Annotated in this window: 20 protein-coding genes and 1 pseudogene; 3 read left to right on the plus strand and 18 right to left on the minus strand. The window is 63.5% G+C overall.

Features of this window, described 5'->3' with window-relative positions; genetic code table 11:
* Positions 1-104: 104 nt before the first annotated feature.
* The 4 genes from ptsP to LPA36_RS06685 form a co-directional block, all read right to left on the minus strand.
* Positions 105-2690 carry a phosphoenolpyruvate--protein phosphotransferase gene (gene ptsP / locus LPA36_RS06670; RefSeq protein ID WP_228875343.1) on the minus strand — a complete coding sequence of 862 codons (2586 nt, stop codon included), beginning with the start codon at positions 2688-2690 and terminating at the stop codon, positions 105-107.
* Positions 2691-2702: 12 nt separating this feature from the next.
* Entirely contained in the window at positions 2703-3719 is a 1017-nt protein-coding gene (locus LPA36_RS06675; RefSeq protein WP_228875344.1) for an SIS domain-containing protein, read from the minus strand.
* Positions 3703-4806, minus strand: a complete 1104-nt coding sequence (nagA, locus tag LPA36_RS06680) for an N-acetylglucosamine-6-phosphate deacetylase (RefSeq protein WP_228875345.1) — start codon at positions 4804-4806, stop codon at positions 3703-3705. Before nagA ends, LPA36_RS06675 begins: the two co-directional genes overlap by 17 nt.
* A 61-nt stretch (positions 4807-4867) precedes the next feature.
* The gene (locus LPA36_RS06685) at positions 4868-5602 is read right to left on the minus strand and encodes a GntR family transcriptional regulator (RefSeq protein ID WP_228875346.1); all 735 of its coding nucleotides are present in this window, start codon (positions 5600-5602) and stop codon (positions 4868-4870) included.
* A 385-nt stretch (positions 5603-5987) separates the two neighbouring features.
* On the opposite strand from LPA36_RS06685, the pseudogene LPA36_RS06690 reads away from it, so the two are divergent.
* Positions 5988-6425 (plus strand): annotated as a pseudogene (locus tag LPA36_RS06690) (MarR family winged helix-turn-helix transcriptional regulator); the annotation flags it as partial.
* 127 nt (positions 6426-6552) lie between these two features.
* Here LPA36_RS06690 and LPA36_RS06695 read toward each other — a convergent pair.
* Both LPA36_RS06695 and LPA36_RS06700 read right to left on the minus strand, forming a co-directional pair.
* Positions 6553-7365, minus strand: coding sequence for a MetQ/NlpA family ABC transporter substrate-binding protein (locus LPA36_RS06695; protein WP_228875347.1), 813 nt, complete (start codon positions 7363-7365; stop codon positions 6553-6555).
* 245 nt (positions 7366-7610) lie between these two features.
* Positions 7611-9422, minus strand: a complete 1812-nt coding sequence (locus LPA36_RS06700; RefSeq protein ID WP_228875348.1) for a methyl-accepting chemotaxis protein — start codon at positions 9420-9422, stop codon at positions 7611-7613.
* 244 nt (positions 9423-9666) lie between these two features.
* Here LPA36_RS06700 and LPA36_RS06705 point away from each other — a divergent pair, with 244 nt between their 5' ends.
* Positions 9667-9957, plus strand: a complete 291-nt coding sequence (locus LPA36_RS06705; protein ID WP_228875636.1) for a YciI family protein — start codon at positions 9667-9669, stop codon at positions 9955-9957.
* An 83-nt stretch (positions 9958-10040) separates the two neighbouring features.
* On the opposite strand, the gene LPA36_RS06710 is transcribed toward LPA36_RS06705, so the two are convergent.
* The 5 genes from LPA36_RS06710 to LPA36_RS06730 all read right to left on the minus strand — a co-directional run bounded on the left by LPA36_RS06710 (position 10041) and on the right by LPA36_RS06730 (position 14207).
* Positions 10041-10655 (minus strand): SCO family protein, encoded by a 615-nt coding sequence (locus LPA36_RS06710; RefSeq protein ID WP_228875349.1) that lies wholly within the window; start codon positions 10653-10655, stop codon positions 10041-10043.
* Between the two features lie 4 nt (positions 10656-10659).
* Positions 10660-11565 (minus strand): heme o synthase, encoded by a 906-nt coding sequence (gene cyoE / locus LPA36_RS06715; RefSeq protein WP_228875350.1) that lies wholly within the window; start codon positions 11563-11565, stop codon positions 10660-10662.
* Positions 11566-11571: 6 nt separating this feature from the next.
* Positions 11572-12681, minus strand: coding sequence for a COX15/CtaA family protein (locus tag LPA36_RS06720; protein WP_228875351.1), 1110 nt, complete (start codon positions 12679-12681; stop codon positions 11572-11574).
* A gap of 59 nt (positions 12682-12740) precedes the next feature.
* On the minus strand, positions 12741-13424 hold the full coding sequence (locus LPA36_RS06725; RefSeq protein ID WP_228875352.1) for an SCO family protein: 684 nt from the start codon (positions 13422-13424) through the stop codon (positions 12741-12743).
* Positions 13425-13490: 66 nt separating this feature from the next.
* Positions 13491-14207 carry an SURF1 family protein gene (locus LPA36_RS06730; protein WP_228875353.1) on the minus strand — a complete coding sequence of 239 codons (717 nt, stop codon included), beginning with the start codon at positions 14205-14207 and terminating at the stop codon, positions 13491-13493.
* An 87-nt stretch (positions 14208-14294) separates the two neighbouring features.
* On the opposite strand from LPA36_RS06730, the gene LPA36_RS06735 reads away from it, so the two are divergent.
* Positions 14295-14504, plus strand: coding sequence for a twin transmembrane helix small protein (locus tag LPA36_RS06735; RefSeq protein WP_228875354.1), 210 nt, complete (start codon positions 14295-14297; stop codon positions 14502-14504).
* Between the two features lie 268 nt (positions 14505-14772).
* Here the strand turns inward: LPA36_RS06735 and LPA36_RS06740 are convergent, their stop codons facing one another.
* From LPA36_RS06740 to LPA36_RS06770, 7 genes are all read right to left on the minus strand, one after another.
* The gene (locus tag LPA36_RS06740) at positions 14773-15630 is read right to left on the minus strand and encodes a cytochrome c oxidase subunit 3 (RefSeq protein ID WP_228875355.1); all 858 of its coding nucleotides are present in this window, start codon (positions 15628-15630) and stop codon (positions 14773-14775) included.
* A 146-nt stretch (positions 15631-15776) separates the two neighbouring features.
* The gene (locus LPA36_RS06745; RefSeq protein WP_228875356.1) at positions 15777-15980 is read right to left on the minus strand and encodes a DUF2970 domain-containing protein; all 204 of its coding nucleotides are present in this window, start codon (positions 15978-15980) and stop codon (positions 15777-15779) included.
* Positions 15981-16013: 33 nt separating this feature from the next.
* Positions 16014-16628: a cytochrome c oxidase assembly protein gene (locus tag LPA36_RS06750; RefSeq protein ID WP_228875357.1), complete on the minus strand. Its 615-nt coding sequence runs from the start codon at positions 16626-16628 to the stop codon at positions 16014-16016.
* A gap of 45 nt (positions 16629-16673) precedes the next feature.
* Positions 16674-16811 (minus strand): cytochrome oxidase small assembly protein, encoded by a 138-nt coding sequence (locus tag LPA36_RS06755; RefSeq protein WP_228875358.1) that lies wholly within the window; start codon positions 16809-16811, stop codon positions 16674-16676.
* Positions 16812-16922: 111 nt separating this feature from the next.
* Positions 16923-18530 (minus strand): cytochrome c oxidase subunit I, encoded by a 1608-nt coding sequence (ctaD, locus tag LPA36_RS06760; protein ID WP_228875359.1) that lies wholly within the window; start codon positions 18528-18530, stop codon positions 16923-16925.
* A gap of 43 nt (positions 18531-18573) precedes the next feature.
* Positions 18574-20226 carry a cytochrome c oxidase subunit II gene (coxB, locus tag LPA36_RS06765; protein ID WP_228875360.1) on the minus strand — a complete coding sequence of 551 codons (1653 nt, stop codon included), beginning with the start codon at positions 20224-20226 and terminating at the stop codon, positions 18574-18576.
* Positions 20227-20314: 88 nt separating this feature from the next.
* Positions 20315-20791: a DUF2244 domain-containing protein gene (locus LPA36_RS06770; RefSeq protein ID WP_228875361.1), complete on the minus strand. Its 477-nt coding sequence runs from the start codon at positions 20789-20791 to the stop codon at positions 20315-20317.
* Between the last annotated feature and the right edge of the window lie 84 nt (positions 20792-20875).

Here is a 20875-nt window from a genome sequence, read left to right on the forward strand (position 1 = left end):
AGTTATTGCCTACGTCATTGCGTTGCTTCGAGAGCGGCCTCTTCAGCCGCCCGTGTTTCACTTACGTCTTCATGTCGCGAAGCCTGCCGCGAACCATGTGGGGTTCAGTCCTGCGGCCAGATTTCGCGGCTCACCGCCCTTACCGCCTGTGCCGAATCGAGCGCGAGCGCATCCTGGGCGCGCTGACGGCACAGCTGATAATCGAGTTTGCGCACCCGCGCCTTGATGCCCGGCACCGACACCGGATCCACCGAAAGCTCGGTCACGCCAAGGCCGACGAGGAGCGGCACCGCGAGCGGGTCCCCCGCCAGTGCGCCGCAGACGCCCACCCACTTGCCATGCTTTTCCGCGCCCTTCACGGTGGCGTCGATGAGACGCAGCACCGCCGGATGCAGACCGTCCGACTGTGCAGCGAGGTCCGGCTGGCAGCGATCCATGGCGAGCGTGTATTGCGTGAGGTCATTGGTACCGATCGACAGAAAATCCGCGTGCTGCGAAAGCTGGTCGGCGAGCAGCGCCGCAGACGGCACTTCGATCATCACGCCGACCTCGATCGCGTCCGTGCGGCCCGCTTCGCGCGCGAGTTCGTCGATACGCTTGCGCAGGCGGATCAGCTCGCCCGCATCGGTGACCATCGGCAACAGGATGCGCACCGCGCCGACCGGGCGCACGGCGAGCAGGCCGCGCAGCTGGTCGTCGAGGAGATCCGGGCGGACCTGCGCCAGACGGATGCCGCGCAGGCCGAGCGCCGGGTTCGTTTCCGGCGGCAGCGTCAGGTAATCGACTTCCTTGTCCGCGCCCACGTCGAGCGTGCGGATGATCGCGGTACGGCCGCCAAGCGCATCGACGATCGTCTGATAACTCTCGCGATGGTCATCGACATTCGGCGCGGCCTGCCGGTGAATGAACAGCAATTCCGTGCGCAGCAGACCGATGGCGTCTGCGCCGTTTTCGACGGCAGTCTTTGCGTCATCGAGCGTCGCAATGTTGGCGGCGACTTCGATCGCACGACCGTCGTTGGTTGCGGCTGCCTGCTGCGACGTGCGACGGTTCGCTTCGCGCACGCCAGCCAGACGCTGACGCTCGGTGCGCGCACGTTCGACGTCGAGCGCGGTCGGCGCGTGTTCGAGACGGCCAGCGCCTGCGTCGACCACAACCTGCGTGCCTTCTGGCACCGCGAAGAGCGCATCGCCCACCGCGACCAGCGCAGGAATGCCGATCTGGCGCGCGATGATCGCAGCGTGCGACGTCGCGCCGCCGCGCGCCATCAGAAGCGCCGTAACGCGCGTGCGATCGAGCGACGACAGATCCGACGGTGTGAATTCTTCTGCGACGAGCACCGCTTCGTCCGGCAACTCGCGCGCCGTGTTGTTCGAATAGCCGAGTTCCCGCAGCACACGTTTTTCGATATCACGCAGATCAGCCGCGCGTTCGGCGAGCAGTGCGTCGTCGATGTTGGCGAGCACCGCGATCTGCGCGCGGATCGCCGAGCGCCACGCGAAGCCCGCGCTCTTGCCGAGGCTGATCAGATCGCGCGCGGCGTCGAGGAGCGTCGGATCTTCGAGCAGCACACGATGCACGGCGAAAATACCCGCTTCGCCGACCGCGCCGCGTTGCGACGCTTCGCGCACCGTCTTGTTCAGTTCTGCGTCGATGCTGGCAAGCGCCTTGTCGAGCAGACGGCTTTCCGACGCCGACGTGCCGCTTGCTGCTTCCGGCGGATCGAGATCGGCGTCGTCCCAACGCACGATCGTGCCGACCGCGATGCCGGGCGCCGCGCACACGCCAGCCAGCGTGTTCGGCGCGAGCGGCGCGCCAGGGACGCGCGCAACCTGCTGCGGCGCAGGCGAGCTTTGACGCGCCGGTTTTTCTTCGACTTCACCGTGCGCTTCGCGCAGCAGTTCGTGCGCGACGGCTTCGACCGCCGCCGCGGCCTGCGGACCGACGCCAAGAATCTCGACCGTCGCGCCTTCGCCAGCGCCCAGCCCGAGCAGACCGACGACGCTCTCGATCGCCGACTTGCGTCCTTCGTAGCGGATCTCGACGCGCGCATCGAAACCACGCGCCGCTTCGCGGGCACGCGCGGCCGGCCGTGCATGCAGACCGCCAGCGTGCGCGAGCGTGATCTGCTGGCGCGACTCTTCGGTGACGTGGGTCGCCTGACGTGATGCTTCGGCCGCAGCGCCTCCTCGGGCACGCAGCGTGAAGAGCGGGCTTTCGCCGGCCTTCAGCATGCCCGCAACCGGACGCTCGACGATTTCGAACGCATCGGAGTTCGCAATCGCGATCACCGAAACGAGGCTCGGCGCCGTCGATGCGACATAGTCCAGATCGAATTCGATCAGCACGTCGCCGGTACGGACCGTCGCACCTTGCGGCACCTTCGGCGTGAAACCCTTGCCGGCCAGCTCGACTGTATCGATACCGATATGCAGCAGGATTTCGGCGCCCTGGGCGGTGGTCAGCGTCAGTGCGTGACCGGTGCGCGCGAGATGCATGACCACGCCGTCACACGGCGCAACCAGCCGGCCGACGAGCGGATCGATACCGATGCCGTCGCCAAACATGCCGCCGGAAAACACCGGGTCGGGTACGTCGGCCAGCGGCACGACCGGGCCGGTCAACGGCGCGAGCAACACTACAGGGCCTTGGGATTGGCTCATTAAACGGGACTCCTCAACACGTCGCATCTGATAGCTCGATCAGTGAGTTTCGGTGACTTTATTCAGATGGCGCGGCGCATCGGGATTGCGTCCGCGAGCGGCGGCAAGTCCGTCGGCCATCACATAAAAGGAAAGAATCGCGGCGACCGGATTGAGCGCCGGATGATCAGTGGAGACGAGCGGCAACGTCGCTTCCGGCACGTCGGCCGGCGCGGCGAGCAGCACGTGTGCGCCGCGCGCCTGCATGTCGCGCGCAAGCTGGATGAGGCCGGCCTGTTCGGGACCGCGCGGCGCGAAAACCAGCAGCGGATAGTCGCGGTCGATCAGTTCCATCGGACCGTGACGCACTTCCGCGCTCGAAAACGCTTCAGCCTGGATGCCCGACGTTTCCTTCAGCTTCAGCGCCGCTTCCTGGGCGATCGCGAGGCCGAGCCCCCGGCCGATCACGATCATGCGCTCAACGCCGCGCAGTGCCTCGACGGCCTTCGTCCAGTCGAGCGCGCCGGCCTGGCGCAGCGCGTCAGGCAGCGTCTTCAGCGCGTTCAGCAATGCTGCGTCGCCCTGCCAGTGCGCGACGAGCTGCGCCGACAACGCCAGCATCGCAATGTAGCTCTTGGTCGCGGCGACACTCAGTTCCGGGCCTGCCAGCAGCGGCAGATGAAACTCGCATGCGTCCGCGAGCGGCGACGACGGCGCGTTCACCGCGGCCACCGTCAGCGCACCCGCGTCGCGCAATGCGACCATCGTGCCGACGAGGTCCGGGCTCTTGCCCGATTGGGAAAACGCGAGCGCGACCTGATCGCGCACCTTGAGCGGCGCCTGCTGCAGCGTCGCGACCGACATCGGAAGCGAGGCGACCGGCACGCCGAGACGGCTCATCGTCAGGCTGGCGAAGTAACTCGCTGCGTGGTCCGAGCTGCCGCGTGCGACCGTCAGCGCGACGTGACGCGGCAATTCCGCGAGTTTGCGCGCGAGGGCTTCGACACGCGACGTATCCGCAAGCTGTGCGGCGACCACGTCGGCGGACGCCAACGCTTCATCAAGCATATTCGACAATCGATTCTCCTTCGACGTACGTTGCGGTCAACGCCAGTTCACGATCGAACACGACCACATCGGCCCATGCACCGCGCGCGATACGGCCGCGATCCTCGATGCCCAGGTAGTCGGCGGCGTAGCGCGACAGACGGTTTGAAACATCGGCCATCGGCAGGCCGAGCGAAACGAGGTTGCGCAGCGCCTGATCCATCGTCAGGGTGCTGCCGGCGAGCGTGCCGTCGGCGAGACGTACGCCGCCGAGACACTTCGTGACGTGCTGGCTGCCAAGGCGATATTCGCCATCCGGCATGCCGGTCGCCGACGTGCTGTCGGTCACCACATACAGGCGCGGAATCGCGCGCATCGCGGCGCGGATCGCGCCCGGATGCACGTGCAGCAGGTCAGGGATGATTTCGGCGAACTCGGCGTGCGCGAGCGCGGCGCCGACGAGGCCAGGATTGCGGTGATGCAGCGGCGACATCGCGTTGAAGAGATGCGTGAAACCGCACGCGCCATGCTTGAGCGCGGCGACGGCGTCGTCGTACGTACCGAGCGAATGGCCGAGCTGCACACGCACGCCGCGCGCCGCCATCTCGCTGATGATGTCCATGTGGCCGGAGATTTCCGGCGCCAGCGTGACGACGCGGATCGGCGCGATCGACAGATACTTCAGCACCTCATCGAGCACGGCGGAGACGGCCGCGTCCGGCTGCGCGCCGAGCTTGCCGGGGTTGATGTACGGGCCTTCCAGATGCACGCCGAGCACACGGGCGCCGCCCGGCGTGCGCGTGACCGCCACGTCGCCGAGATTTGCGACGACGTTCATCAGCTCGTCGCGCGGCGCGGTCATCGTGGTCGCGAGCAGGCTCGTCGTGCCGAAGCGTGCATGCGTGCGGGTGATCGTCTCGATCGCGTTGCCGGCTTCCATCACGTCGGAGCCGCCGCCGCCATGCACGTGCAGATCGATGAAGCCTGGCAGGATGTACGGATCGTCGTTCTGCGAAGGATCGGCGCGCTCGCCTTTTAGCGACGTGATGCGGCCGTTTTCGAATTCGATCGTGCCGTTGATCCAGCCGTCGGTAGTGAGTATGTTTCCGGTCAGCATGTGTCTCTCTGATGATGCGTCGTGCATTTTCATGACTGCTCTGCCTGGTTCGTGTCCCGCGCTATTGCCGCAATTCGGCGACGAAGTCGTAGTAGTCGTCGCGGCAATAGGTGTCGGTGAGTTCGATCGCGCGCTGGTCGGCGCTGTAGCCGATGCGGGTGATCACGAGCAGCGCGGTGCGCGGCTCGATATCCATCAGGCCCGCGATCTCGCTCGTTGCGTTGACGGCCCGAAAGTGCTGCAACGCGCGGACCACGGCCATGCCGCGTTGCTCCAGATAGCTGTAAAGCGACAGGCCAAGCGCCTGCGGGTCCGGCACGATCGAGGCAGGCAGCGCCGAGTGTTCGACCGCCATGACGATGCCGTCGGCGCGGCGCAGACGCCGCAAGCTTGCAACCGACGCACCCGGCGACAGGCCGAGGTGCACGACTTCTTCGCGATTTGCCGAACGGATTTCGCGTTCGAGCCATACGGAATCGGGACGAAAGCCGCGCTGCTCCATCTTCTTCGTGAAACCCGTCAGACGGGAAAGCGGATCTTCGACGCGCGGCGTGATGAAACTGCCAGCGCCTCGCGCGCGGCGAATCAAACCCTGCTCGACGAGCAGTTCGATCGCCTTGCGGGCGGTGATGCGCGAAACGCCGATGGCGTCGGACAGCGTGCGCTCGGACGGCAACGCCTCGCCAGCCGACCAGACGCCGCAATGGATCGCCGTCGCGAGGTTGCGTGCGAGTTGCAGGTAGAGCGGCGTGACGTTACGCACGTCAGGCATCAGGGCGGACCAGCGAGTTTCCATGGGGCTCCGGCGGGCGGGGACGAGAGCGCGGCTGCTTGAAAGTGGAGCCCATTATATAACCAACATAATACCAGTCAAACCACACTGATTCTGGTTCAAACAGTTCGACTAATCAATTGATAATAAAAGGTTTTATGGCCGGTTTACGGGTATTTTGGTGATGATGACGAGCCCAGGACATACCCGTATTGGGGGTCGTTTGATGGGTCGAAGCAGCCCAACTGGTCCGCTCAAGGGGAGCCCACTCCACATGAAATACATACCTCTTTAATACCACCCCTCGCGTATCGGCCATGCCCAGCTTTTGACCCGGATTTGTATAAGGGACGGATTCAGAGATAGAGTGGCGGCTTGATCGTCGTAAAGAACGACGGGGGAGCTTACGTTGACCGATTCCGCGGTGCTGCAGCGCGCTCAGGCCGTGCGCCATTTCAACCGTTTCTACACAAAGCACATCGGCGCGCTGCACGAGCGTCTGCAGAAAAGCCCGTTCTCGCTGACCGAAGTGCGTGTGCTGCGCGAATTGTTGCGTGGCCGATCGGATACCGCAGCGGCGCTCGCCCGCACGCTGGGCCTCGACAGCGGCTATCTGAGCCGCCTGCTCACAAGCTTCGAACGTCGCGACCTGATTTCCCGCCGCCCGTCTGACGCTGACGCACGCCAGTCGATTCTCAGGCTGACGGACGCAGGCCGCGCAGCCTACGAACCCCTCGACGAAGCCGCCAACGAAGAGGTGTGCGCGCAGCTATCGAGGCTCGATCCGGCGCAGCAGGAACAGCTTGTCGCAGCGATGCAGCTGATCGAACGGCTGCTCGGGAGCGAGATCCCGAACGGCGGATGACCCGCGACTTCAAAGGCAACAAAAAAGCGCCATGGTTGCCCATGGCGCTTTTGCTTGCAGCAGGATATTGCGAACCAGGTGATCGCCTGATCGCCCGCAAATCAGCGAATCAGAACGACGGCACCACCGATCCCTTGAACTCGGTCTTGATGAACTGACGCACGTCTTCCGACTGATACGCAGCCACCAGCTTCTTCACCCACGGCTTGTCCTTGTCCTGCGTGCGCACGGCGATCAGGTTCGCGTACGGGCTATGGATGTCTTCGAGCGCGATCGCATCTTTGCCCGGCTGCAGGCCGGCGGCAAGTGCGAAGTTCGTGTTGATCGCGGCGGCGTCGACGTCCGACAGCGAACGCGGCAGTTGCGCCGCGTCCAGTTCGATCAGCTTCACCTTCTTCGGATTGTCGGCCACGTCGAGCGGCGTGGCGTTGTTGCCGTTCGTGCCCGCGCCGGCCTTCAGCTTGATGACGCCCTGCGACTGCAGCAACAGCAGCGCGCGGTTTTCGTTCGACGGATCGTTCGGCACCGCCACCTTCGCACCTTGCGGCAGGTCCTTCACCGACTTCAGCTTCTTCGAATAGATGCCGAGCGGCGAGATGTACGTGAGGCCGGCGGTCACGATCCTGTAGCCGCGCTGTTTGACCTGGCTGTCGAGGTAGGGCTGATGCTGGAAGCTGTTGGCGTCGAGGTCGCCTGCGTCGAGCGCCGCGTTCGGCTGTACGTAGTCGTTGAATTCGACAACCTTCACGTTCAGGCCGTCGCGCTTCGCGACTTTCTGGACGACCGCCCAGATCTGCGCGTCGGGGCCGCTGATCGTGCCGACCTTGATGACCTTGTCATCGGCGTGGGCGGCGAAGCTGGTCGCGAATGCGGCCGTGGCGAGAACGGCGGAGAGGGTTTTGAGGAGAGTTCTACGCTGCATGGATTTCCCGATTGTGTTGCGTTGATTCAACTTCGATAGTTCGCGAGAGGCGCGCCGGGACTGTCTTTTGACTGTGCAGTCCACTGGACCGCAAATGGTCTCATACGCCTCGCGCGAAGGGAAATAACGCGATGGCATATGGGTATGCGGGGTTTTGCAGGCTTGATGAAACGATATGAGCGTGGAATGCGGAGACGGGAAGCGGGCCGCCGGTTCGCCGGCGGCCCGTCAGGGTGAGGGGTGAATCAGAACGTCGTCCAGTCGTCGCCTGGAGAGGTCGCTCTCGCGACAATTGCGTCGACCGAAGACTTCGCGGAGGCGGCCGTCTCGCGGGCCGTTGCGGCGCCGTCGTCGGGGGCCGTTCGTTTAGGTGACGAAGTTTCGCCGGCGATAGCAGGCTTTGCTGCTGCGGTTGTTGTGCCCGCACGCGCAGACGGGGTGGCACGGGTTGTCGACGACTGCAGCGTGCGCGCCGCGATACGCGCGGATGGCTCGACACGGCCAGCCGGCTCTTCGACCCGGAACGCGCTCAGGGTATCGTGCAGCCGCGCCGCCTGATCCTGCAGCGAAGCCGCGCCGGCCGCGGCTTCCTCGACGAGCGCCGCGTTTTGTTGCGTGACTTCGTCCATCTGCGTGACCGCGCGGCCGACCTGCGAGATGCCGCTGCTCTGCTCTTCAGATGCCGCAGCGATCTCACCCATGATGTCGGTCACCCGACGCACGGCCTGCAGGATTTCGCCCATCGTCGTGCCGGCCTGGCCGACAAGCTCCGAGCCGTTGTGCACCCGTTCCACGGAGTCGCCGATCAGCTGCTTGATTTCCTTCGCCGCGGTCGCCGACCGTTGCGCGAGGCTTCGCACTTCGCCGGCCACGACTGCGAATCCGCGCCCCTGCTCACCCGCGCGCGCCGCCTCGACTGCGGCGTTCAGCGCGAGAATGTTGGTCTGGAACGCAATGCCCTCGATCACGCCGATGATGTCGGAAATCTTGTGCGAGCTTTCATTGATCTCGCTCATCGTACCGATCACGCGGCTCACCACGTCATTGCCGCGCGTCGCGATGTCGGATGCGTTGTGCGCGAGTCCGCTCGCCTGACGCGCGTTGTCGGCGTTCTGTTTCACCGTCGCCGTCAGCTCTTCCATGCTCGCGGCCGTTTCCTGCAGCGATGCGGCCTGCTGTTCCGTGCGCTGCGACAGGTCGCTGTTGCCGGCCGCGATCTGCTGCGTCGCCGATGCGATCGATTCCGCCGAGTGACGAATCTCGCCGATCGTCCGTTGCAGACGCGCCTGCATCTGGTTCATCGCGGCCATCATGCTGGTGGTGTCGTTGGCGCGCAGTACGACCGTCTGCGTCAGGTCACCCTGTGCGATGCTCGCCGCCAGATGCGCCGCGGCCTCCGGCTCGCCACCCAGACTGCCGCGCACGTTGCGGATGATCAGCACCATCGCAAGTGAAATCACCGCGCCGATCACGAGCACGACGATCAGGTGACCGAGCAGCGTCTCGTAGTAAGTCGTGTCGATGTCACGGATAAAGACGCCGCTCGTGATGTTCCAGTCCCACGGCGCGAAGCGCACCACGTAGCTGATCTTCGGAACCGCCGTTTCGCTGTGCGGCAGGCGCCCGCGATACTCGGCGAAACCGCGGCCGGTGGCCTTCGCCGCATCGACGAGCGCAACGTAGAGCAGCTTGCCGTCGGGATCCTTGAAGTCGCCGACGGGTTTGCCGTTCATCTGAGGCAGCGTAGGATGCATCAGCACGGTCGGCTTCGAATCCATCACGAAGAGGTAACCGGATTCGCCATAACGCATCGTCGCGAGACGCGCGAGCGCTTCGCGCTGCGCATCGGCTTCCGTCAGCTTGCCGCTTTGAACCACCGCGTAATAACCGTTGACGACACCCTGCGCCGCCTCGACGAGATTCACCATACCGGCCTTGCGCTCGGCGAGCATCATGCCGCGCGTCTCGACCGCGCTCCATAGCCCGACGCCCAGCAACCCCAGCCATACGAGCGCAAGCGACATCCACAGCTTGCGGTTCAGACTCATCCTGCTCATTGTGTTGGTCTCTTTCGTGTGGTTTCTTTCGGTTCGCGACCATCCCCGCCTTTTGGGCGCAAACGATTGCAGGCTGTATAACGGCTGAACCCTCAGCCAACTTGAGACAAAAAGGGCCACACCCTAAACGGCCGCGACGAGAGCCGCTATGGCCTTGATGCAGCGCTGCGGTTGCCGGGTTTCGCGCTGGACGATAATCTCGATGGATCGGCGGGTTGCGCCGGGCAATTCTTCAGGGACTTCCATGTACGTCATCAATCTCACCTACACGGCATCGCTGGATCGCGTCGACGACGCGCTCGATGCGCACCGCGCATTCCTCGGGCAACAATTTGACGCCGGCGTGTTTATCGCTGCCGGGCCGAAATTGCCGCGCACGGGCGGGATCATCCTGGCGGCGCGAATCGAGCGGGAACGGCTCGACGCGATCCGCGCCAGCGATCCGTTCGCGCAGCAGCAGCTCGCTACCTACACCGTCGAGGAGTTCAAGGTCACACGGCTCGCGCCGGGGTTCAATCTGCCCGCGCTGTCGTGAAAGACGGAGACCGACGAAAAACGGCCGGTGAAAGATTCACCGGCCGTTTTCTTTGCGTGCCATGTTGCGTGCAGGCGTGACGCTCAGTCGAGCAGCAGTTTAATGTCGTGCACCCAGGGCGCGGCGCCCTGCCCGTCGCGGGCGAAGAGTCTCAGCTTGCCGTCCGGGTCGAACACGTAGCTCGCCGCGGTGTGATCCATCGTGTAGCTGTCGGGCGTCTTGCCGGGCACCTTCGCGTAGTAGACGCGGAAGTCCTTCGTCACCTTGACGAGTTGCGCGTCGCTGGCTGGCCGCAGGCCGATAAACGTCGGATTGAACGCCGGCACGTATTGCGCCAGCAATTCGGGCGTATCGCGCTCGGGATCGACCGTCACGAACAGCACCTGCACGCGCTGCGCGTCCTTCGGCCCGAGCTGCTGCAACGCCTGCGAGAGTTCGGCCATCGTCAACGGGCAGACGTCGGGGCAGTGCGTGTAACCGAAGAACAGCACGACCACCTTGCCCTTGAAGTCGGCCAGCGTGCGCGTCTTGCCGCTCGTGTCGGGCAACGAAAAATCCGCGCCGAACTGCGTGTTGCCGGTGATATCGAGGTTCTGGAATGAAGGCGCCTTGTTGCAGCCGGCCATGAAGAGCGCGCTGCCAAGCGCGCAGGCCACCGCGGCGACGCGCGCCACGCGCGCAAGCCTGAGTGTGAGCATGGTGTTACGCGCCGATCAGGACGCGTGCGTAGTGGTCGACCAGCAGCGCCAGGAACAGCAGCGACAGATAAACGATCGAGTAACGGAAGGTCTTGCGCGCAAGCGCGTCGGAATATTCGCGGTAGATTTTCCACGCATAGCCGAGAAACACGCCGCCGAGCACCATGGCCGCCGCGAGATACAGGAAGCCGCTCATGCCCGAAATGAACGGCATCAACGTGACGGCGAAAAGAATCACCGTGTACAGCAGGATGTGCAGACGCGTGTACTGCTCGCCATGCGTATTGGGCAGCATCGGCAGGCCGGCGTTTTCGTAATCCTTGCGCCGGTACAGCGCGAGCGCCCAGAAATGCGGCGGCGTCCAGACGAAGATGATCAGCACGAGAATCCACGCATCGCCCGGCACGTGACCGGTGACGGCGGCCCAGCCGAGCGCCGGCGGCATCGCGCCGGATGCGCCGCCGATCACGATGTTCTGCGGCGTGGCAGGCTTGAGCAGCAGCGTGTAGATGACCGCATAGCCGACAAACGTGGCGACCGTGAGCCACATCGTCAGCGGGTTGGCGAACGTGTAGAGCGTCCACATGCCAAGGCCGCCGAGCACGGCCGAAAACACGAGGATCTGCGTCGTAGTGATTTCGCCGCGCGCAGACGGGCGCCACGCAGTGCGACGCATCTTCGCATCGATCTTCTGTTCGACGAGGCAGTTGATGGCGAACGCGCCGGCGGCGAGCAACCAGATGCCGATCGTGCCGCCGATCAGCGGCTTCCACGGCACCATGCCGGGCGTCGACAGAAACATGCCGATGACCGCGCAGAACACGGCGAGCTGCGTGACACGCGGCTTCGTCAGCGCGATGTACTGGGAGATCCGGCTACCGGGATGCTGGGGGAGAGTTGTGCTGTCCATGTGGGGTCACGCTGGCGCGGCATCGCGCGCGGGCAACACGGCGCGGCCGGGACGGCTATAAGCGATTCGAAAGTTTAGCATAACGAGCAGGAGCAACAGGATCGCGGCTCCGCCATTATGGGCGACTGCGATGGGCAACGGCCATTGCAGGACGATATTCGACAGACCGGTGATGAACTGGATCACGACGACCAGCAACACGCCGTTCGCCGGCCGCCGCAACGATTCGAAGCGACGCATCTTCAGCGCGAACCACGCGAGGTACGCGATCACGACGAACGCGAACGTGCGATGCGTCCAGTGAATGGCAACCAGCGCGTCCTGCGTGATGACGTCGCCGTCGCCCGTCATGCCGAGCGCGCGCCACAGGTGAAAGCCGTGCTCGAAGTTCATCGGCGGAATCCACTGGCCGTTGCAAGTCGGGAAATCGGTGCATGCAAGCACCGCGTAATTCGTGCTCACCCAGCCGCCCAGCGCGATCTGCACGATCAGCAGAGCCAGCGCGACGAGCGCGGCCGTGCGCCAGCGAGCGGCTTCGGGCTCCCAGGCGGGCAGCGGCGTCAGGCGAGCCGCCAGCCAGCCAAGCGTGCCGAGCAGCGCGAGGCCGAGCAGCAGGTGCGTCGTGACGATGGCGGGCTGCAGTTTCATCGTTACCGTCCAGGCTCCAAATGCGCCTTGCACGAGGATCAGCAGCAACAGCGAAGTCGGCCACCACGGCGATACATGGAGCGGCCGGCGACGCAGCTTCGCGGTCCATGCGATCAACGTCTGCGCGATGATCAGCACGCCGATCGCCATCGCGAAGTAGCGGTGGATCATTTCGATCCACGCTTTCGACATGCTCACCGGCCCGCCCGGCATCGCCTGATACGCGGCGCTGATCGCGGCATGCGCGATGAACGGCGACGACGTGCCGTAGCAGCCGGGCCAGTCCGGGCAGCCGAGGCCGGAATCGGTCAGACGCGTGAAACCGCCGAACATCACGAGGTCGAGCGTGAGGAACGTCGTCATCCAGACGAGCTTGCGAAACTTGTCGTCGTCGGCCTTGACCCAGACGTACGACAGCGGCAACAACGCGATGCACAGACCAATCAGGCCGAGTTGCAAAACAAACATCTCTCTACCCTTCCCGCGAAAAACGATGCGCGCCCCGACGCGGGCGCCTGGCGATCACCCTAGCCGATGCTCGACCATTTGAGCAGTTTCGTTACGTCGCTCTTGATCTTGCTCGGGTCCGGATCTTTCGGAAACCGCATCATCAGATTGCCGTTCGGATCGACCATGAAAATGTGATCGGTCAATTTCGTGCCGCTATCCACCGGCAGCCACGCAGCCAGGGCGGATGGATCGGCGATCAGCATGTCGGTATCGTCGTAGGCGTGCTTGACGACATCCGGAACCGCCGAAGGATCGGTGCGCAGCCACACGTTGACGACGCGCTCGCGTTCGCCGCCCTGGGTCGCGCGGATCTGGCGCATGAAGTACAGCTTCGTGACGCAGGCCTTGTCGCACGCGCTGCCATCCACCGACACCAGCAGCCAGCGGCCGCGCAGCGACGTGAGCGGCATCGGCTTGCCGTCTTCGCCAATTACGGTGAGCGAGACGGGAATCGGACGTTGCGGTTCGACGAGTGTGCCGTAACTGGTCGAGCCGCCTTTCGGCTTGATGACGTAGTACGTGATGTACGAAGCGATCACGGGCGCCGCGCAGATGAACGCGATCAGCAGCATCATCCAGCGGCCGCGTTGCCACGAGCCCTGACGCGCGCGGGGCGTGCCGTTCGGTGCGCCGTGGGTCGCCGGCTGGCCGCGCTGCGCGGGTTTTCCGGATTGCGGGGAACGGGGAGATTGCGTCGACACTACAGGACCTCTTTCAATGATTGCGCGACGAGGGCCGGTAACGACCTGTCATCGCGCGCGATGCATTTACGCGCTGGGCGCGTGCTCTTTCTTCGCGGCGCGACGGGCCGCGTACAGCCCGAATCCGATCGCCGCGGCGGCCATGCCCCACCACTGGAACATGTAGCCGTAGTTCGTCTCGACGCCCGTCGCGGGCACCGGCCAGTCGCGCACGAGCGTGTCGCCATCGTCGCTCAATTGCTGGATCACGAACGGCTGCAGTGGCAAGCCCGTTTCAGCTGCGTAGGCTTTGACATCGAGATTCTGGCGAATCTCCTGATGCGCGGCAGACCCGCCCTGCCCAAGCTCGTACGCCTTGCTCGCATCGGCACGCGCAATGCCTTCGATCTCGATTTCGCCCTTCGGCGTGCCGAACGGCTTCATTTCCGTGCGGTCATTCATGTTGCGCGGCAACCAGCCGCGATTGACGAGCACGTAGCCGCCATCGCGCAGTTTAAAGGGCATCACGACGTAAAAACCTGGCTGGTCGTTATACGGCCGATTGTCCAGGTACACCACCTTCTCCGGCACGAAGCTGCCGACCGCACGCACGCGATGGAATTCGATGTCCTTCAGTGCGATGGGCGACGCCGTCACCGTTTGCGCCGGTGCATGCTCGAACTGCGTGATGTGCGCCTGCAGCGCTTCTTTCTGATGCGCGCGATCGCGCTGCCAGAAGCCAAGCCGCACCGTGATGGCGACAACAATCAGGATCAGCACGACGGGAACGAGCCGGAACTTCATTGCACACCACCTGCGGGCACACGCCTTGCATGACACGGTGAGATAATGAACGCCTTACATTCGCGTTCCTGACGGTCAACTGGTTCCATGCATATCCTCGTTCCCATCGCCTTCGTCCTCATCATCGCCAGCATGGCTTCGGCGCTGTATTTCATGATGCACGACAGGGGCCAGTCGAAGCGGATGGTCTGGTCGCTCGCAACGCGCGTCGGCCTCTCGATCTCGCTCTTCCTGTTCATCCTGTTCGCACACTGGATGGGCTGGATCCAGTCGACCGGCATTCCGCTCGGCCGCTGACAGTTCGCCGGCGCCTGATGGCGCATGCCGGCTCGCGGTAGTATCCAGTGACGCTCACCTGAATCCCGGGCAGTTGATCGTGGCCACGATCATGCCCGTCATATCGCCCGCCCACCAAGCAAAACGCCGCCCTGACAGGGTCGAGGGCGGCGCTGCGTGGTTTCTGCTTGTTACCTCTGACTACCCATTCTTTTGCGCTTCGTTCGCATTGCCCGAAGCGCATCAAGCTGCATCCGCCGGTTAACCGCGCGATGCACCCTTAACTGCCTTACAGCCAGTACACGACGACGTACAGCCCGAGCCACACGACGTCCACAAAGTGCCAGTACCAGGCCGCGCCTTCGAACGCGAAGTGGTGATCCGCCGTGAAGTGGCCGCGAATCATACGCACCAGCACAACCGCCAGCATCGTGCCGCCGAGGAACACGTGGAAACCGTGGAAGCCGGTCAGCAGGAAGAACGTCGAGCCATACACGCCCGAAGCCAGCGTCAGGTTCAGTTCGTTGTATGCGTGGAAGTACTCGAAGCCCTGCAGGAACAGGAAACAGACGCCGAGCACGAGCGTCGCAGCCAGCCAGGCGATTGCCTTGTTGCGATGATTCTCACGCAGCGCGTGGTGCGACACGGTCAGCGTCGCACCCGATGACAGCAGCAGCGCCGTGTTGATGGTCGGCACCGGCCACGGCTGCATCGACTTGAAGTGCGAGACCAGTTCAGCGGGGCCGTTGTTCGGCCACACTGCCGAGAAATCCGGCCAGATCAGCTTGTAATCGAGGCTCCCGAGTTGATGCAGCGCAATTTCGCGTGCATAGAACAGCGCGCCGAAGAACGCGCCGAAGAACATCACTTCGGAGAAGATGAACCAGCTCATGCTCCAGCGGTACGACGCATCGACACGCTTGCCGTACATGCCGCCTTCCGATTCGGAGATCGCGTCGCCGAACCAGTGCCACAACGTGAAGAGCAGCCACAGCAGGCCGACGACCACGCCGAGGGGCGCCCAGCTCTCGCCATTGATCCACTGCGCAAGCGATCCGAGCATGACCAGCAGCCCGACTGCCGCGCTGATCGGGTGCCGCGACGGATGCGGTACGAAATAGTACGGGCTCTCGTTTTGACCGCTCATTCTTGATTCTCCACTTCAGTCCAGTTGTTCCGCTTGGTCCGGTTGGTTCCGGTTTTATCTTCGACGGCGCGTGCATACCGCACCGTTTCACGCTAATTCGTAGGCCGCTGACCGACCCGTGCTGACTGCTTCATCCGATGCGGCGCTTATCCCACCACAAGACGCACGACAAAAATCAGTATGCCGATGAAGACCGCCGCGCAAATCAGTGCCGCGACAAGCACGTGCACCGGATTCAGCTGCGTGGCATCCGCTTCGAGATCGCGCCGTTTGCGCACGCCCAGAAACGACCACAACACGGCTCTCACCGATTGCCCAAAACTGCTCTTGCGTCCGCCGTTGTCGCTCATTCCCGCGTCTTCCTTCGCCTGCGTCACACGCCGTCAGGCGGGATTCGACGTCTTGCTGTCCGTACCGGCCGCCTGATTCGCGGTGCCTTTCGTTGTCGGCGCCGGCGTATTCAGTTCGAAGAACGTGTACGACAGCGTGATCGTCTTCACATCCTTCGGCAGTTTCGGATCGACGACGAACACCACCGGCAACCGCTTCGTTTCGCTTGCAGCCAGCGTCTGCTGCGTGAAACAGAAGCACTCGATCTTCTTGAAGTACTCGGTCGCCTCGCGCGGCGCATAGCTCGGAATAGCCTGCGCCTGAATCGTACGCGCCTGCTCGTTGCTGACCTGGTACATCACTGTTGTTACTTCACCGGGATGCACGTCCATGCTGTGCTGCTCCGGTTTGAAACCAAGCGGGCCGCGCGCGTTCGCATCGAATTCGATCGAAATCGTGCGACTCATGTCGACCTGCGTATTCTTCGCCTCGCGCTCCGTTGCATCGCGCTGCACGAGGTTGTTGATGCCCGTAATCTGACAGATCGCGCGATACATCGGCACCAGCGCGAACCCGAAGCCGAACATCATCAACGCGACGACGAACAGCTTGATCAGCATCGAACGGTTAAAAGAGCGGTCGGCCTCGGCCGGCGGGTGCTTCGACATCGAACTTCCTCAATCACGCTGCCAGGGCAGCTTCGACCGGCACGCTCAGGTGCTAAACCAGACCTGCTTGATCACCGCGCCCGCAAAAAAGGCAGCCACCACGACGAGCAGGATCAAACCCAGCCGCTTGTTGCCCGCGCGAATCTGCTCGGGAGTACGTCTTTGCTGTGAATTCCGGGACATGCTCAATTTCTGGGTACTTTGCTGAACGGATGGTGAGTTGCCGCCATCCGTCTGGCTTCCCGGTTCAGACGGCTACTGGCCGAAGAACCGGAAAGCACTGACCGAGGCGTCTTATTCGACGGTCGGCGGGTTTTCGAACGTGTGGAACGGAGCCGGGCTCGGCACGGTCCATTCGAGGCCCGTTGCGCCGTCCCACGGCTTGTCCGCTGCTTTTTCAAGTTCGCCACCGCCGCGGTATGCCGGCAGCGCGACAGCGAACAGGAAGTACACCTGCGCGAGACCAAAACCGAACGCGCCAATCGAAACGACCTGGTTCCAGTCGGTGAACTGCGCCGGGTAGTCGGCGTAACGACGCGGCATGCCGGCGAGGCCAACGAAGTGCATCGGCAGGAACGCGAGGTTGAAGAAGATCATCGACGCCCAGAAGTGGATCTTGCCGCGCGTTTCGTTGTACATCCAGCCAGTCCACTTCGGCGACCAGTAATACCAGCCGGAGAAGAGCCCGAACAGCGAACCCGCCACCAGCACGTAGTGGAAGTGCGCGACCACGAAATAGGTACCGTGATACTGGATGTCGAGCGGCGCCATCGCGAGCATCAGGCCCGTCAGACCACCGAACGTGAACACGAACAGGAAGCCCACCGCGAACAGCATCGGCGTTTCGAAGGAAAGCGAGCCGCGCCACATCGTGGCCACCCAGTTGAACACCTTCACGCCAGTCGGCACGGCGATCAGCATCGTCGCGTACATGAAGAACAGCTGGCCCGTCACCGGCATGCCGGTTGCGAACATGTGATGCGCCCAGACCATGAACGACAGGATCGCGATCGAAGCCGTTGCGTACACCATCGAGCTATAGCCGAACAGCGGCTTGCGCGAGAACGCCGGGATCACCTGCGAAACGATCCCGAACGCCGGCAAGATCATGATGTACACCTCCGGGTGACCGAAGAACCAGAAGATGTGCTGGTACATCACCGGATCGCCGCCGCCAGCCGCGCTGAAGAACGAGGTGCCGAAGTGACGGTCGAACAGCACCATCGTGATCGCACCCGCCAGAACCGGCATCACGGCGATCAGCAGGTAAGCGGTGATGAGCCACGTCCAGGCGAACATCGGCATCTTCATGAGCGTCATGCCCGGTGCGCGCATGTTCAGGATCGTCACGACGATGTTGATACCGCCCATGATCGACGACGCGCCCATCAAGTGGACTGCGAAAATCGCAAAGTCCATGCCCGGGCCCATCTGTGTGGACAGCGGTGCGTACAGCGTCCAGCCCGCAGCGGTCGCGCCGCCGGGTGCGAAGAACGAACTGACCAGCAACACGGCAGCGACCGGCAGGAGCCAGAAGCTGAAGTTGTTCATCCGCGCGAAGGCCATGTCCGATGCGCCGATCTGCAGCGGCACCATCCAGTTCGCGAAGCCGACGAACGCCGGCATGATCGCGCCGAACACCATGATCAGGCCGTGCATGGTGGTCAGCTGGTTGAAGAACTCGGGACGCATGATCTGCAGACCCGGCTCGAACAGTTCGGCGCGGATCGCCAGCGCCATCACGCCCCCGGACAGGAACATGACGAACGAGAAGATCAGGTACAGCGTACCGATATCCTTGTGATTGGTGGCGTACAGCCAGCGGCGCCAGCCGTGCGGCAACTCATGGGCATGGTCGTCGTGCTCGTGACCAGCGGCTACATCGTGTCCGATGCTAGACATGACAATCTCCTAAAACGAATACTGCAATGCTGACCGTGACACGTCAGGCCGCTGCGCTGATCTCGACACGCCGGGCTTCTTTCGCGTCAGCCCCGCCCGTGATCGTTTCCGGCTTCTTCAAAATAATGTGGTCTTCGGCGATGCCCGCGGCCTTCAGCGCGTCGCGCACGGCTTCTGCGCGGCTCTTTGCGAGCTTTGCGTTGGCGTCGACCGAACCCGTCTTGTCGGTGAAACCCGACAGCGTGAACTTTGCGTCAGGATGCGCCTTTGCGTACGCAGCTGCTGCGTCCACCGCTGCCTTTGCGTCGGCCGGCAGGGCGCTCTTGCCCGTCTCGAAGTAGACGCTTGCCGGCAGGCCGGCCTGCGGAGCCGAAGCGGCGCTGTCCGAGCCTGCTGCGCCCGCCGATGCCGGTGCCGCGCCCGAAGCGGCTTCCGCGCCGCTTGCCGCTGCCGCGTCGCTCCCGCCGCCTGCTGCCGCTGCGCCTGCGTCGGCCAGATGGTTGCCGCCTTCCGGCAGCTTGCCGTTACGGGCATCCGCGACCTGCTTCGGCTGCAGGATGTCGCCGGTGTGGTTGCCCCACGAATTGCGTTCGTACGTGATGACCGATGCGATCTCGACGTCGTTCAAGGTCGGCGCCCACGAAGGCATCGCGTTCTTGCCCTTCAGCACGAGGCTGACGTGTTCCGCGATCGGGCCGTTGGCGATCTTGCTGCCGTCGAGCGCCGGGAATGCGCCCGCGCCCTTGCCGGTCGGCTGGTGGCAGACCGCGCAGTTCGCCGCGTAGACCTTGCCGCCACGTTCCGTCAGTTCGGCAAGCGTGTACGTCTTGTTCGGATCGTCGGCGCCGGCGGCCATCTTCTTCTTTTCGCCGTCGACCCACGCTGCGTAGTCTTCAGCAGACAGCACCTTCACGACGACCGGCATGAACGCGTGTTCCTTGCCGCAGAGTTCGGTACAAAAGCCGCGGAACGTGCCCGTCTTGTCGGCCTTGAACCATGTGTCACGCACGAAGCCCGGAATCGCATCCTGTTTCACGCCGAAAGCCGGCACGTACCAGGAGTGAACGACGTCGTTCGCGGTGGTGATGATGCGGATCTTCTTGTCGACCGGCACGACGAGCGGGTTGTCGACTTCCTGCAGATACGTGTCGGAAATCGGCTGACGGCCGTCCGTTTCGGCACGCGGCGTAGCCAGCGTGGAAAGGAAGCTGATGCCTTCGCCCGGGCCCTTCACGTAGTCGTAGCCCCACTTCCACTGATAGCCCGTGACCTTGATGGTGACGTCGGCGTTGGTCGTGTCCTTCATCGCGACGACTGTTTTGGTGGCGGGCAGCGCCATCAGCACGACGATGATGAACGGCACGATCGTCCAGATGATTTCGACCGTGGTGCTTTCGTGGAAATTGGCGGCCTTGTGGCCCTTCGACTTGCGGTGAGCAAAGATCGAATAGAACATCACGCCGAATACGCCGATGAAAATCACCGTGCAGAGAATCAGCATGAACGTGTGGAGGCTGTAGAGCTCCTCAGCGATTTTTGTCGCAGGCGGCTGGAGATTGATCTCGTTGACGGCTGGGCCGCCCGGACTATCGCCGACTGCCATGGCCGCACCGGCGAAGAACAGCCCGCTAAACGCCAGCACGCCCATGAGGGCTCGCTTGATTGTTTTCATAGCTTCCTTACCCAAAATTTCCATTCAAACCCTCGACCCCGCTGGAAGGCTTTCCGCGCTTTTAACCGCGCATTTTCCGCTCTGTCCGGGAACGGCTTACGGCCTGGCGCATCTAATCGCAACGTCTGAGGCATGCCCGCAATTCGGCGGCGAACTGGGCACGCCGGTACTGCGCGAGATGCTGCCCGACCATCACGGCCTGACCACGCGACACCAGCGTGATCCGGTCGCGCGGCGTCGTTCCGGCTTCGACCCGCACCCAGCGCGGATTGAATTCGAAGTGCGTGATCTGCTCTGCACTTACCTGCTCGATCACCAGCCGGTTCGGATAGAGCCGGATGCGTTCGTAATCCACAGCGTGACGCGCATAGATGGCAAACGCGACACCTACCGCCAGCAGCTCGATACCCGTGAACGGCAACACCAGCCACGCGCCGCACAGCAAAAGCATGAAAGCGATCGCCGACGAGACCAGCGCAAGCGATACATAGAAGCCAACGAACTGCCGCGGCGAAACCGAACAGTTGCGCTTCATGGTCCAGTCTTTGAGGACCGGTTCTGAATCCGCCAGCAGATCAGTCGCCTCCATCGCTGCCTCCCTGCACCTGTAACGTGCCTGGCACCGCACCCGACACCGCTACTTCCGGCACTTTCGGCCTGATTCCTGTCTTGT

This window comes from Paraburkholderia saeva (assembly GCF_907164555.1).
In the GTDB taxonomy this organism is placed as follows: Bacteria; Pseudomonadota; Gammaproteobacteria; order Burkholderiales; family Burkholderiaceae; genus Paraburkholderia; species Paraburkholderia saeva.